Source organism: Erythrobacter sp. K21-9 (assembly GCF_055808355.1).
Map to the genome: position 1 here is coordinate 541,919 of NZ_CM147866.1, position 13,488 is coordinate 555,406.

Consider the following 13,488-nt stretch of genomic DNA (forward strand, 5'->3'; position numbering starts at 1 on the left):
TAAGAGCAAGAGCCATAGAAAAACTTATCAACCAGGACGCGAGTCCTTTAGCCGGTAAAAGATGCCGCTCTCATCATATCCTGTGAGTTCAAGTACGCCGCTAACGACCATGGAGTTGACCTCGTCGGTTCGAAATGGGGTCGAGGCGATCACTTCGATGAATTGCATCGGAGCTGCATGAAAGTGAAACGGACAGCCCGGAGGATAGGCGAGCAAGACGAAACGGCGCTGCGTTCTGCCCGAGTCCAGTGGCATCATCCAGCCCGCCACCTTGATCCGCTTGCCGTTGAGATTGCGCACTCGCTGAGGAAAAATTGGTTTTGAAACGATATAGCCCGCAGAATCGGTGCGCGTGGTTTCCCTGGTTGATTCCAGCAACGCCCACGACACCCCGCCGCGGGGGGTCGCTGCTGGTTTCCAGATGTCTTCGACTGCCGGACCAGATTTTGGGTCCGGTGCTTGGGCTTTTGCCTGGGTCGCCAGGCTAATCGGTATTGCAGTTGCCCTTTCTGGCTGAAACTGGGCGTAGATACCAAGCCCAATCAGCGCGACAAAGGCCATCACGGCCAACCTCCACGAAATCATTTCAATCACCTCTCTGGTATCCATGGTCAGTTCCTCGCGAGCACCGCTGCCGGATCAATCCTGTAGACGCGTAAGGCCGGTATCAGTGCTGCCAGAGCGCCTATGGCAAGTACCGCCAAAACCAGCACTGCTTCATCTCGGACTGGCGACCATGCCTCTAGGCCGAGGTCTGAGAGGGTTGCGAAGTTCGATCTTGCGGCCGTGATTAGGGCGTGCGCGCCCAACCACCCTGCCAGCGCACCGAGTGCTGCTGTGACTACCCCTTCCAAAATCACCGTCGCGAAGACCTGAACGCGGCTCGCGCCCATAACGCGAAGCAAGGCAAGGTCGCCTTCGCGATTGCGCGCCATGTTGAGGAGAGCAACGAATATCGCGAGCCCGCCGGTAAGCGCGAGCAACCATGCAAACACGCGAATGCCATCGATGCTCGCGCCAAGCAGTTCCAGCAGGCGGGCGGTTTCGGTCGCGGGAACAGCAGCCTGCATCTCCGTCTGGCGATTCACCATCGCTGGGATTCGGATCGCGCCTGATGCGTTGCGATAGGTGACAAGTAGCGCCGTCAGTTCGGGTTCGAGGCCCGAACCGCTAGCTTGGAGTGCTGGACGCCGCCCTTCCACTGGGGCGTGTTGAACGGTTGCAGTGGAGTGATCGTGATCCACGCTCCCGTGGCTGTGAGCATCGTGCTCCTCGACATGGTCGTGATCGTGTTCGATCCCGTGCACGTCCCAAACGCTTTCATAGGAGGTGAGGATCAGGCGATCGACCACAGTGCCCGTGGGGGCGAGAATGCCGACCGCCTCGAAAGGCGCGTGGTCATGGCCCTGGTCTTCTTGCTCGCTGAAGCCATGGCTGCCGATAAACTTCTGGCCTACCTTCGCACCGGTGCTTTCGGCCACAGCCGAGCCCATTACCGCTTGCATGGGCGCATAAAAGCTTACTCCCTCGGCGACTTCCAGCCCATAGAGATCGCTGAAGCTCGCATCGGTCCCGACGATGCGATAGCCATTGAAATTATCCCCCAGTGCAAGCGGCACAGCGCGCGCCACTGCCGGATCGCGGCGCAGCATGTCGAGGCTCGAGAGGGGGATATTGCCGGTCGGCTGGTCGATGTGGAAGATGCTCGAGAGGATCAGCTGCAAGGGCGATCCCTTGGAGCCGACCACGAGATCCACCCCTGCCGCATCGCGCTCGAACCGCTCGCTCGCCTGATTGCCGAATTGCAGGAGCAACACCAGCATGGCGACCGAGATTGCCAGCAGCAACACATTGAGCGCCGTGGTCAGCGGGCGGTCACGCAAATAGGCTACTGCCAGCGAAATCATGCGATGAGCCGCCCTTCAGCGAGCGATATCGTGCGATCGAAATAGGGCCGCAGGCGGTCGTCATGCGTAGCAATAAAAAGGCTGGCACCGGCATTCTCGGCGGCCTCGATCAGCAACTTGGCAACCGTCTCGGTGTTGTCGTTATCGAGCGCCGACGTCGGTTCGTCCGCGATCAGGATTGCGGGCGATACTACCAATGCGCGCGCGATTGCTGCCCGCTGAGCTTCACCCTGACTGAGTTCGAATGGGCGCGCATTGGCGCGGTGGCCGATACCCAAGCGCTTTAGGGTCGCATGGACTGTCGAAGGATTGGTCGTTCCGGTTTGAAGACGTTGCGCGAGCAGCAGGTTTTTGCGAACGCTCAGCGCCGAGACCAACCGCAATGTCTGGAAGATGATCCCCATGTGCTGTTTGCGCAGTGGATCGGCATTCATTGAATTTCCCGCCGCAGCGATGCAATGCTCGCCCACCCTCACTTCGCCCGCGTCTGGTGTTTGTAAGCCGCAGATAATATTGAGCAGGCTCGATTTTCCCGATCCGGATGGGCCGAGCAGAAGCGCATGCTCACGCGATCCCAGCGTAAACGAAACCTGATTGAGAACGGATTGCCCGCAATAAGACAATCCAATACCGCGAACCGAGAGCTGCATGATTAGGTAAAGGTTGCCTTGTCCGCTGCACTAATCGGACCATTGCCCTGGTCGCTTTCCCATTCGCGCTGAGGTCGCGGTTCGTTGCGCAGACGATCCCGGTTGCGTGCGTCGCGAGAGCGATCCGCGTCGCGCGAGCGGTCAGCCTGATCGCGACTGCTCGACTGTAATGGATTGGAGCGCTGATCCGGTGCAGGAGGCATGGCTTTTGCAAAGGGATTGAAGCGGTGCATCCCGCCGAAACCGGGCATTCCGTCGAGGTCGCACGCGACTGCGGCGCTTGGCAAAGAAGCGGCGGTAGACATCGCGACGATCCATATCAGGGGCTTGTTCATGGTCTTGCCTTTCATTGGTTTCGGCATGTCAATTTTCACAGTGGCCGCATTGGCCGAAGAGTTCGAGATGCGGTTCGCCAAGCGTGAAACCGTTGGCCTCGCAAATCTCGCCGAGCAGGGAATGAACGTCCGGCGAGGAGACCACGCTTACGACACGGCAAACAGTGCAGATCATATATAGGGACTTTTGATCTTGGACTGGAACGAACGCGCTGAGCGCGGCAACACGCTTAATCCGCTCTTTATCCCGCAAACGGTTCAGGCTGCGATAGACCTGCACAGGTAGCAATGGATCGCCCGCACGCGCAGTTGCCTTAACCACCTCATACGCCGTGACAGCCCGTTTCGACGCAGAAATGTGCTTCAGTACGAGCGCGTCGGTATCCGCCGCCGGACGGCGTTTTCTACGAGTGTTTGTCTCACGCGCTTGCAACATCGTAAGTCCGTCGCTAGTGGGAGATGAGATATTGTATCATCTTTCGGAGTTTCACTTACTCTCATGAGCGAACTATTGCAATGCTCCGCGCGGATTTCTCAGTCGCCCGCAATCCTAGAGGCCATTGGAGAAGAGGGGTGCAATCTCGCACTCTGGCGGCGGCCCGCGCTTGTCGGCGCAGACGCCTTGTTAAGAGAGGACTTGAAAGACATCCGCTTTGAGATCGGAGCTTCGTCGCTTGAGCCAGAGCTCAAAGTTAGGCTCGAAGCGGCAGGCTACTCGGCCTCGACATCGCTGGATGAATTGGCGAGCGATATCGCTGATCTGGCTAATCGATACTGCAGTGTCCTCGCGCTCGACCGCCTGGAGATCAGGTTGGAAGTCGTCACCACCGATTCCTGTCGCAAGTTTCATGCGGATTACGTGAAGGCACGGTTGACGACGACTTATGTCGGCAGCGGCACACGATGGCTCGAAGATCGCGATGCAGACCGGGTGAGGGAGGGCCTGGAGCCGCAACTTATTCGCGAGCTTGCAACGGGCGATGTCGGCATATTCAAAGGCAAACTGGCAACCGAAACTCCTGCTATTCATCGCTCTCCTCCCATTGGCGAGAGCGGTACGGCGACGCCTGTTGCTAGTATTCAATCCGGCACTGGACGCCTGATCGGATGGCCTCATGCGGCTGATCTTGAGCAACACCCGTGCAACTCTGGCAAGCGTTGTTCTATTTTCAGCCACCTCCGCAGCAGCGCAGGACACCAACACATCGGACCCTCAAGCAGAAGAAGTAAATCATTCTTCTGACAGCGTGGAGACCTATCCACGCGCATTCTTTGATCGCTTCTTCCCGCAGACCGCTTTCGACATGCTGGAGCGCGTGCCCGGTTTCGCGATCGAAGGTGGAGAACAATTGCGCGGTTTTGCGGGCGGTGCAGGCAATGTCTTGATCGATGGCGAGCGCCCTTCGGTCAAGTCAAGCGGCCTTGAAGAAATCCTGTCGCGGATTCCGGCTGACGCGGTCGATAGGATTGAAGTAACCCGTGGCGCACAGCGTGCAGGCGAAACCTCGGGCCAAGGACTGGTTGCGAACGTCATTCGCAAACCGCAAACCGTCGCAGGTACTTGGTCTGCTGAGCTTGAACGCAATGCCGAGGGGCTAGTCTATCCGCGGGCGGAACTCTCGATCGCTGCTCGCATAGGTGAATGGTCAACGACAACGCGCGTCAACGCATTCTGGGAAGAATTCCCTTGGGTTGAGTTCAATCGCCTTAGTTTTAACGAAGCTGGCGACCTCGAACAGTTCGATGTCGAGGAAGCACCCTCGAGCCTTGGCGATGCGTTTATCTCGACCGAGGCCAAGCGTTTGCTCGGCGGCGGGACGCTGACGCTCAACGGGCGCTTCGGCTACAGCAAGTTCGAACGCGATACCGATCGCGCCGGGTTCTTCGGGCGTTGGCCGGATGGCGGCGACCCCGATCGCAAAACCACGATACGTTTCGACAGCGAGCTTTGGATCGGCGAGCTAACCGCAGACTGGGTCCGCAACTTCGGTAGTGACTGGTCGCTCAAATTGCTTGCACTCGGAAATCTCACCGATGGATCGCGCGATTCAGTGCAGGTGAATGATGACATGATCGATAACGCAACCACCGGATCGCGCTTCCGCGTGGATAGAACTCCGTTAGAAGTGTTGGCCCGCGCAACCGTCGGAAAGACTGGTGGAACTTTGCGTCCGGAATTCGGCGTCGAGGGAGCGGTCAATCAACTCGACTCCTCGCTCTCATTGGAAGTGCAGGACGCGAGCGGCGCAATCAGCCCTATCGATCTTCCCGCATCCGATGTCACTGTAAACGAGCTGCGGGGCGAAGCTTTCGCTAATCTGGTTTGGATCGCAACAGCACAATGGACTTTCGAAGGCGGGCTGGCCATCGAGACCTCGCGAATCACCGTGAATGGCGATGCGACAGGCGAGAACAGCTTCACGTTTTTGAAGCCCTCATTCGCCGCCACATACCAGCTCTCCGACGCGGTGCAGCTGCGCGCGGCGGTACGGCGCACTGTCGGTCAACTCGACTTCAACGACTTTGCCGCATCGGCGAACGCCGAGGATGATCGTTTCCTGGCAGGCAACCCCAATCTCGGGCCTGACCAGACCACGCGAGTGAGCTTCACCATCGATGCTCGTGCTCAGTCCGGAGCGGCGCTCAATCTGGAAGGCTTTCACGAATGGCGGGATGATGTTCTGGAGCAAGTGCTTCTTCCCAGCGGTGCTTTCGGTATTGGCAATGCCGGTTCGGCGCGCGTCTGGGGCCTCGACCTTGAGGGTTCCGTGCCCCTGTCGAGTGTGCTTCGAGGCGGACTGTTGGAAGTCACCGCAGAATTCCGCGACTCAAGATTTCTCGACCCCATCACTGACCAGACCCGCGACATATTCGGTCTTGAGAATCCCAATATCGATGTGGATTTCAGGCAGGACCTCGTCAAGGAACGCTTCGCCTGGGGATTTCGATACGAACCGCGCATCGACTTCGCGCTCTTCTTCGCGGACGAAGCGATCGACGAGGCACGCGGCGACAGGTGGACAGTCTTCGTCGAGACCACCCGGTTCCTGGGCGTGAAGATGAACCTCGAAATGCGCAATATCGGCGGTCAAATATTTCCTCGGGAACGCCTGCTTTTTGCGCCCGACCGAAGCGGGGCGCTGATCGGCAGCGAAATTCTTGAACGCACCCGAGGAAATTTCATCAAGTTCACGGTGAGCGATCAGTTCTGAGCTCGGTGAAGAAAGGGAAGAGCGGTCCATGGATCTAACACGGCTAGCATTTGGTGGAGCGTTGTCCGCTGGCGCGGTGCTGGCAAGTAGCCGCATAGAGTCTTCGACTGGCCATCGTCACGGTCGGCTCTATGTCCCTCGCTACGGGCCGGCGCTGTGCAGCGATGGTGCGCGTGTGTTCATTTCTGGTGGCGCGCCGATTGGCGTTGAAAGAAACGAGGAGCACCATCACTCATCGCTTCTGGGTCTGGTCGAGGCCATCGACCCACACTCGCTCGATCAAACCTTCCTGGCAAACGCCACTTATCACCGTGCGAACCATGCCTCTGTATGGGTGGAAGGACAGGTCTGGCTTTTGGGCGGTCGGACGCGAGAAGGCGTAGATGGCAGGCTAGTCTCGGAAACCGAACGCATCGATCCACAAGCACAGGCTATCTGGTCGGGGCCCGATTTGCCGATCCCGCTTATCCATTTAGCCGCTCTGGTTCATAAGTCGACGATCTACGTTTTCGGCGGCATCACACGCGCCCCCAGATCTCGAGCGAGTGCTGCCAGTGCGCGGGTCTTTGCCTGCGCGCCGCCTTACGAGCGCTGGATCGAAAAGGCTCCGATGCACTTAGCGCTAGGCAATGCCGCGGCAGCTATCGTGGGCGGGTCCATTTTTTTGATCGGCGGCTACGACCGTTCTAAGGCGCATGCGATCACACAAGTCTATGATCCGTTGAATGACCATTGGTCGCTTGGAACGCCCCCACCGATACCACTGAGCGCGCATGCCGCAGCGTCCAATGGCGTGAAGGTCTTCGTCTTCGGCGATTATACGAATCAGGATACAGTGCTCGGTTACGACGTACGGTACACAAAATGGCAGAGGCTTTCAGCCCCGTTCACACCGCGTCGCCATGTCCGTGCTATGACGATCGCTGACAGGATTGTAGTCGCGGGCGGCAATCAATCATCACAAGCACCGGCGCTCCATGCGCTTGAGAGCTTTGCGGTAGAGCCGCTAGCTGCGCAGATGGTGTGAACAATGGTTGCTGACCTTACGTATCGACCGTCTTGCTCATGACTAATGCAGGATCACCCGTGAATACGACGACGAACCTGGATCGAGCAGCGACAGGGCTCAGCCTTGTGTGCATCATTCACTGCATCTTGCTACCCGTTTTCGCCAGCGCCTTGCCGTTTCTGGCAGCGGCGGCAGAAGCGGAATGGATACATTGGGCATTTGCTATCAGCGCGATTGCCGCATCCGCCAGCGTTCCGATCGTCGCTCGGTCAGCTCGCACAATGATGTTTCTGGCGCCCGCTGGATTGGGCATGCTTCTGGTTGCTGGCGCGCTATTTGCCGAAGAGTTCGGCGTGGACGAAACCGTTCCAACAGTCTTTGGTGGTGTACTGATAGCAATCGCGCATTTCCGCCGTCTCAAGAACTACTGATGCATCGCTGCGTCAACTGACAGAATTGCTCCCATTTCACGAAGTGGGAAAGCTCCCTCGGGAAGATACGCTCGCAACTGTAGCTTTCTAAAAGTCGGCTAGTCGGCTTCAAAGGCCCAATACCGGACGGTCCGCTTCCGGCCCAACGTCCGAAACCGTGATCAACGACTGAGATTGGGGGAAGCGGAGACTAGGTCAGTTGCCAATTGCGCCATCGCTGGCGTGGCAAGTCAGCCTGACAGGCCAGCTAAGAGAATGGCAAGGATTGCCAATGGCACGGCATAACGAATCGAGCCTCGCCAAAAGGCAAAGAACCCGTCGCTCGTCTGCGCCAGCTCCGCTCTCATAACCGAACGCGGAGCCACCCAACCTGCGATCAGTGCAAGGGTCAGAGCGCCTAGCGGCATCACCACGCTGCCCAGAAGCCAATCGAGCCAGCTTCCGAAGCCATCAATAAATACGATCCCAACGCCACCGGCCCAGGTCAACAGCGCGAAGAGCAGTGTTGCTTTTCGCTCGCTAAGGCCGAACTGCTGGATGCCGATGGTGCGAGCCACCAACAGGATGGCAATCGACGACGTCAGAGCCGCGATAAACGCCAGAAAGAAGAACAGGCCGCCGACGAGGTTGCCAAATGGCATTTCCGCAAAGAAGCCTGGTAGCGTACTGAAAATGAGTCCCATCCCCGTCGCCGGGTTCATCCCGAAAGCGAACACGATGGGAAAGATCATCAACCCCGCGATAAGCGCCACTAACGTGTCTGCGCCCGCAATGACCACGGCATTCGAACCAATGCTCTCGTTCTTAGCGAGGAAGGAGCCAAAGGTGATCATCAGGCCCGCGCCTACCCCAAGTGAGAACAGCGCCTGACCAAGAGCGGCCAGAACAATCGCGGGGGTTAGTTGGTCAAAGCGCGGTGAGAACAAGTAGGTGAGCGCATCGCTCGCCGCCCCGCTGTACAAGGCGAAAGCGGCGAGGCCTGCGAGAATGAAGAAGAACGCAGGCATCAAGAACAACGAGGCCGCTTCGATACCTCGCTTTAATCCGCGCAAGACAATTGCCGTTGTGATCGCCAGGAACGCGGTGAACCATAGCAAGGAGGAGATGGGGCCACCGTAGAGCGGCGTTTCGCTTGGATCGCTCAGGCCTCCCGTGAAACCCATGACGGAATAAGCCATGATCTGGCCGGAAAGCATGGCGTAGTTGGGCAACACAATCACGCCCGCGGCAAGTCCGATCCATCCCGCGATTTGCCAGTTCGGGGAGCGGCCTGCATCGACCGCGATCTCTCGGGTGGATCCGACCGGTGAGAGACCCTTGTGACGACCAATGGCAAGCTCGGCTATTAGCACCGGAAACCCGATTACAACGACGCATACGATGGAAATCAGGACGAACGCGCCCCCGCCATTCTCGCCCGCTTGAAAGGGAAATCGCCAGAGATTGCCCAGCCCGACGGCAGAGCCAATGGCTGCCATTAAGAAGCCAAGCCGCGAGCCCCATTGCTGTTTGCCTGTGCTACCTGCCACCTCTTGAGCTTCGCCCAAGGCCACGCGCTGTCCAACGGGCTCGTCATGTGTGTGAGAACTCATTCTGAAACCTTGCGGATCAAGGATGAGTCGCCGCTGCGCCCGGCAGCTGGCTGTCATCTCCGACGCGGGCGACTAACATGAGGATGATGCTAATTAATGTCATGGCCGCGACCGCGAGATAGGTCGCACCGTAGCCAGCCCCTTCAACCAGCCAGCCCGAATTGCCTCCCATAAGTCCCCTGGAAAGATTAGGGATCGCCATGAACAACGCGAACTGGCTCGCCGCGATCACCGGATTGCAGATCCGCATCGCCCAAACGATCACGCTGATCACTAGCGTGATAGAAAAGATATACATGGCGGTACGACAGAACCATAAATGGTAGATCATTTTGCCAAGCGGGAAGGCTTAGCCCGGCAACCACGGCCAGGAGCGCAATCAGCGCAAGCTGGGTCAGTATCGACCAACGCAAACCCAGTATGCGCTCAAGCACGAACGGAACAAAAAGACCAAAACCCGCAGCAGCGATGTTAACCATCGCACCAAAGTTGGCATAGCGCTCGCTCGACCAGCCAAGCTGCTGAACGGCGAGCGTAGGATTGACCGCATCGGCAAACGCCAACGAGGCGCCTCCGCATCCGGTGGCGAGGAGGAACATCAAGGTGCGAGGCACAAGGATCGATTTGAAAACTCCCGACAGGATCGGCCACCAGGCATCATGCTGGCGCTCCTCACATTCGCGCGACGCCTGACCTAGTGACCACGGCAGCAACCGCTCACCCGGACGCTCCCGGAACACACTTACGAACAACGACGCACTGGCGACAACGACCGTTAGGATCAAAGCGGTCGTAGCCGTTCCACCGGAAGCGAGCGTCTGCCCGGCTAGGACGCTGCACGCCGCGACACCAGCGGTCTGGCTGGCGAACATCACGCTGTTGATGGCAGTGCGCTCGTTTTCGGGCACGATGTCCACCGCCATTCCGTCCACCGCCACGTCGTTGAAGGTCGCACACAGATTGAGAGCGAAGCAAAGCGCGGTAAGAAGCGCGATGTCGCTGGCGCCGGGCGCGGTGATTATCATCACGATCAGCGCGGCTATCATCATCACTTGCGCCAGCAGGATCCACCCTCGCCTGCGTCCCATCGGCTTGAAGGTGAAGCGATCCATTAGGAAACCGTTGAATAGCTTGGTCGACCAAGGCAGCAAGGCAACACCAACAAACGCGCCCACTGCCAGCGGCGATGCGCCTGCTTCGGCTAGCCATGCGGGCAGTGCAACCAGCGACAGACCAATCGGCACACCTTGCAAAAAATAGAGGACGATTATCGCAGCAAAGCGCGCGATGCGGTGTTCGGAAAGCGCAGGAAGCGTGGCTGGTTGCGATTGTACGCCGTGCGCTAGTGCCTTCTGCATATATCTTGTCCTCTTCGATTGCATGACACAAGCGCCATCGGCGTCTTGCGGGACGACGAATGCAGACCTTAATTTTGCGATCGCTTTGGAACCGAGTGTCCCGGCAGGTAACCGGGTCGCAAACTCACCTGCCGGGGGGGCGCTGCACCCCTAACGCTTGGTGTATTCCTGCAGCATCATCGAGCTGATCACTGTGCGGTATTCAGCGCGGTTACCGCTGGCTGCGAACTGTTCCTGCACATTGGTGCGGGACCATTCATCAAACGCTTTGTCGCGGCGTTCCTGCTCGGCCGCGTCAGGCAGACTGGCGAAGGTTGTTACGAGAAAGAGATCGGCTTCGCCCGGGCGCGCATGGACATTCGCGTAGATGCCGTAATCGTTGATCCAGCCCTGCGACTTTGCGTAATCCTGGAACCGCGTCCATTCGCCCGCCAGCCATTCTGCGTATTTGAGCGTGCCTTCGCCATCTTCGACGTCGATGCCCGTCATCTGCACATACTCACCCGATTTCAGCGGGAAGTCCTGGGCGAGCGCAGGCGTTGAAATGGTGGCGACCAGCGCAAGCGTGGCGGCGGCTAGTGTTGTTTTGATCGATTTCATTATTGAATTCCCCCAAATACTCTGTGCGTCGGAAACCGAATGACAATGCATTCGCAAGGCAAAGCTTCGCCGCGGCCCGCGGGAAACACACCTCCTGCGAACCGGGCTTTCACCCGTTGAAATGTCATGCGAATTTCTGTGTGGAGTGATGCCTCCAATCACCAGGGGCGGCAATGGGGGCAATCGTCAAAAAAGCGTCAAAAGCGGCCCAATCAGGCGGTTCGCGGGTCGATGGGGATCAGGTCGGGCCACCCGAAGCGTTCCCATGCCTCGACCATACCAATGCGCTCTGCAAAGTTCATAAAGTCGGGGTGGCGGATCGTGCGGTTGATCGGGTCGATGTCGATCCAAAGACTCGCCAGACCATACATGTTGGCCGGATGGATGCGTTCGGAGTAAATTTTCATGGCAAGTTCGCTATGCCCCATCCAGATGGCAGGGATGGAAATCGAGGGATCGTAAGGGTCCGGCATAGAGCTGTGCAATCCGTCGAGCATCTGACAATATGCGGCACGGTTCGCTTCTTTGCCGCTGCACACTCCGCGCGATGTGATATCGAAATACGCGTCCCTCGCCGCTTCATCCAGCGGCGCTACGCCCGGAGGCGGCATGACGGTTTTTCCAAGATGAATGCGTGAGGCGTAATAGGTCTCGACCGCCTCTTCGTACTTGCCTTGCGCCATAAGTGACAGGCCGAGCCACATTCCAGGAAAACCCAGATCGACCATTCGCTGACCGCACATGTATGCCTTTTCGAAGTCTCCCAAACACAGGTGGACTGACGTCAGCATTCCATGATTGCGCGCATAGACTGGGTCGCGATCTACGGCTTCCTCGATAAGGGGAAGCGCGTCACCTGCCTTGCCCAGATAAAGCAGGCAAGAGCCAAGCCGCGAACACACATCGGGATCGTTTGGATCGCGGTCATAGGCCTCGAACGAGAGCTCCAAGGCGCGCAATGGATTGAAACTTGTCCATTCGTGAATTCCGAGAATCGAAAATGCGTGGCCCTTGTCAGGATCAAGCGTAAGCGCTCGCTCCGCGCAGCGCGCTCCCTCGGCGGATTGCTCCAGACGCTTGAGGCTTGGCGTTAGGGCTGCAGTCATTATGTGTGCGTCAGCCAGCGCGGTCCAGCATTCGGCAAATTTGGGGTCGATCTCCAGCGCCTGCTCATAAAATTCCACCCCTTTTGCGTAGACCTCCGCCCCGCCGATCCGCTGGACCATAGCTCGACCTTGGAGATAAAGCGCATAGGCCTCGCGGTCACGGGTCATCTTGCGCGAGGGTGTCGGAGTGGCTGCAAGACCTAAGGCGCTACAAATCGCAGCAATAATATTAGCGCCGATCACTTGGCGCCCGTCAAAGAAGTGCTCGATCGAACCGCTTACACGATCAGACCACAGTTCCGTACCCGTCTGGCCATTTATTAGCGCAATACGGACCTCAGTCTTCCGTTGACTCCGCCGCACCTCGCCTTCGATCAGATGAGATACCCCTAGCGAGGACGCCATATCAGTCAGCGTACCACCCTTTCCAGCAACCGCCGTCACCGAGGTCCGGCCCGCCAGCGCAACACCGTTCACACTGGCAAGCCGCATCGAGAGCTCATCGACGACGGCATCAGCGAGAAAGAAATTGCCGCCAACGGCGTCGATCTGTGTGAACGGTAAGAGCGCAAGAGTGGCCTCAGGCCTTACGTGTTTGAAGGTCCGATAGGAGGGAAACCGGGCTCGCGCCGCTTCTACAAGGCGCTCTGCGTCTTCCTTGGCGGCTGAATGGATAGCTTCGGTTAGGCCGGAGCGCAGATGTGCATCGACATGATCCCGGCGCTTTACGAGCCATTCGTCAAAGGAAGGATTTAGTGACACCCCTTGCAGCAAGAGACGATTGCCGATGGCCAATAACTGGTCGACAATATATTCAGCATCTCCGGTAGAAATGGCGGCCCCGAGCGCGTCTAAGTCAGAGCGCAGGCTATCTGGCTTCAGTGCGACTTCTGAGCGTGAAACAACGAGCGCATCAATGCCGTGAGCGTTGAGTTTGCTCTTGAGTTCATGCAAGCACTGCCGAAGACTGGCCTTGGCTTGCGGAATGAACCGATCTGCCCATAGCAGCTTCGCCAGCGCCTCGCGGTCCATCGAATGCCCGGGCTCAACACAGAGCACCGCCAGCAGCAGGCTGGCCCGGCGATTTGTAAGCGCAACGATGTCGCCGTTGGGCGCTTCAAGCCTAAACTCGCCAAACAGAATGGCCTTGACCCGTTCAAGTCCCTCAAGCTGCGTCCGATCCAAGAAGAACTCTCCCCCGCGACGCAGACTACCTTCAAAACAGGACTATGCAATCGTTCGGGATGCACGTCTTGGCCGTCTCCAGTGGGATTGGGTTGATAAATGG

General features: G+C 58.1%; 14 protein-coding genes. 4 read left to right on the top strand and 10 right to left on the bottom strand.

Annotated features, from left to right (window positions below):
* Window positions 1–27: 27 nt before the first annotated feature.
* From AC0L39_RS02760 to AC0L39_RS02780, 5 genes are read right to left on the bottom strand one after another with little or no spacing between them, the layout of a single operon-like run.
* Entirely contained in the window at window positions 28–609 is a 582-nt protein-coding gene (locus AC0L39_RS02760) for a DUF3299 domain-containing protein (protein ID WP_473260555.1), read from the bottom strand.
* A 2-nt stretch (window positions 610–611) separates the two neighbouring features.
* Window positions 612–1,907, bottom strand: a complete 1,296-nt coding sequence (locus AC0L39_RS02765) for an ABC transporter permease (RefSeq protein ID WP_473260556.1) — start codon at window positions 1,905–1,907, stop codon at window positions 612–614.
* Entirely contained in the window at window positions 1,904–2,557 is a 654-nt protein-coding gene (locus tag AC0L39_RS02770; protein ID WP_473260557.1) for an ATP-binding cassette domain-containing protein, read from the bottom strand. Before AC0L39_RS02770 ends, AC0L39_RS02765 begins: the two co-directional genes overlap by 4 nt.
* 2 nt (window positions 2,558–2,559) lie before the next feature.
* Window positions 2,560–2,892 carry a hypothetical protein gene (locus AC0L39_RS02775; protein ID WP_473260558.1) on the bottom strand — a complete coding sequence of 111 codons (333 nt, stop codon included), beginning with the start codon at window positions 2,890–2,892 and terminating at the stop codon, window positions 2,560–2,562.
* Window positions 2,893–2,920: 28 nt separating this feature from the next.
* Complete coding sequence (locus tag AC0L39_RS02780) at window positions 2,921–3,328, bottom strand: transcriptional repressor (RefSeq protein ID WP_473260559.1); 408 nt, start codon at window positions 3,326–3,328, stop codon at window positions 2,921–2,923.
* Window positions 3,329–3,391: 63 nt separating this feature from the next.
* Between AC0L39_RS02780 and AC0L39_RS02785 the strand changes: the two genes are divergently transcribed.
* The 4 genes from AC0L39_RS02785 to AC0L39_RS02800 are packed head-to-tail and all read left to right on the top strand — an operon-like array spanning window position 3,392 to window position 7,544.
* On the top strand, window positions 3,392–4,135 hold the full coding sequence (locus AC0L39_RS02785; protein WP_473260561.1) for a DUF1826 domain-containing protein: 744 nt from the start codon (window positions 3,392–3,394) through the stop codon (window positions 4,133–4,135).
* A 4-nt stretch (window positions 4,136–4,139) separates the two neighbouring features.
* Window positions 4,140–6,104 carry a TonB-dependent receptor domain-containing protein gene (locus AC0L39_RS02790; protein ID WP_473260563.1) on the top strand — a complete coding sequence of 655 codons (1,965 nt, stop codon included), beginning with the start codon at window positions 4,140–4,142 and terminating at the stop codon, window positions 6,102–6,104.
* A 28-nt stretch (window positions 6,105–6,132) separates the two neighbouring features.
* Complete coding sequence (locus AC0L39_RS02795) at window positions 6,133–7,131, top strand: Kelch repeat-containing protein (protein ID WP_473260565.1); 999 nt, start codon at window positions 6,133–6,135, stop codon at window positions 7,129–7,131.
* Between the two features lie 38 nt (window positions 7,132–7,169).
* A complete protein-coding gene (locus tag AC0L39_RS02800) occupies window positions 7,170–7,544 on the top strand; it encodes a MerC domain-containing protein (protein WP_473260567.1) in 375 nt (124 codons plus the stop codon).
* Between the two features lie 230 nt (window positions 7,545–7,774).
* On the opposite strand, the gene AC0L39_RS02805 is transcribed toward AC0L39_RS02800, so the two are convergent.
* From AC0L39_RS02805 to AC0L39_RS02825, 5 genes are all read right to left on the bottom strand, one after another.
* On the bottom strand, window positions 7,775–9,091 hold the full coding sequence (locus AC0L39_RS02805; RefSeq protein ID WP_473260569.1) for a sodium-dependent transporter: 1,317 nt from the start codon (window positions 9,089–9,091) through the stop codon (window positions 7,775–7,777).
* 61 nt (window positions 9,092–9,152) lie between these two features.
* The gene (locus tag AC0L39_RS02810) at window positions 9,153–9,308 is read right to left on the bottom strand and encodes a hypothetical protein (RefSeq protein WP_473260571.1); all 156 of its coding nucleotides are present in this window, start codon (window positions 9,306–9,308) and stop codon (window positions 9,153–9,155) included.
* 16 nt (window positions 9,309–9,324) lie between these two features.
* The gene (locus AC0L39_RS02815) at window positions 9,325–10,494 is read right to left on the bottom strand and encodes an MFS transporter (protein WP_473260573.1); all 1,170 of its coding nucleotides are present in this window, start codon (window positions 10,492–10,494) and stop codon (window positions 9,325–9,327) included.
* 150 nt (window positions 10,495–10,644) lie between these two features.
* Window positions 10,645–11,094, bottom strand: coding sequence for a hypothetical protein (locus tag AC0L39_RS02820; RefSeq protein WP_473260575.1), 450 nt, complete (start codon window positions 11,092–11,094; stop codon window positions 10,645–10,647).
* Between the two features lie 212 nt (window positions 11,095–11,306).
* On the bottom strand, window positions 11,307–13,385 hold the full coding sequence (locus tag AC0L39_RS02825; protein WP_473260576.1) for a hypothetical protein: 2,079 nt from the start codon (window positions 13,383–13,385) through the stop codon (window positions 11,307–11,309).
* Window positions 13,386–13,488: the final 103 nt, after the last annotated feature.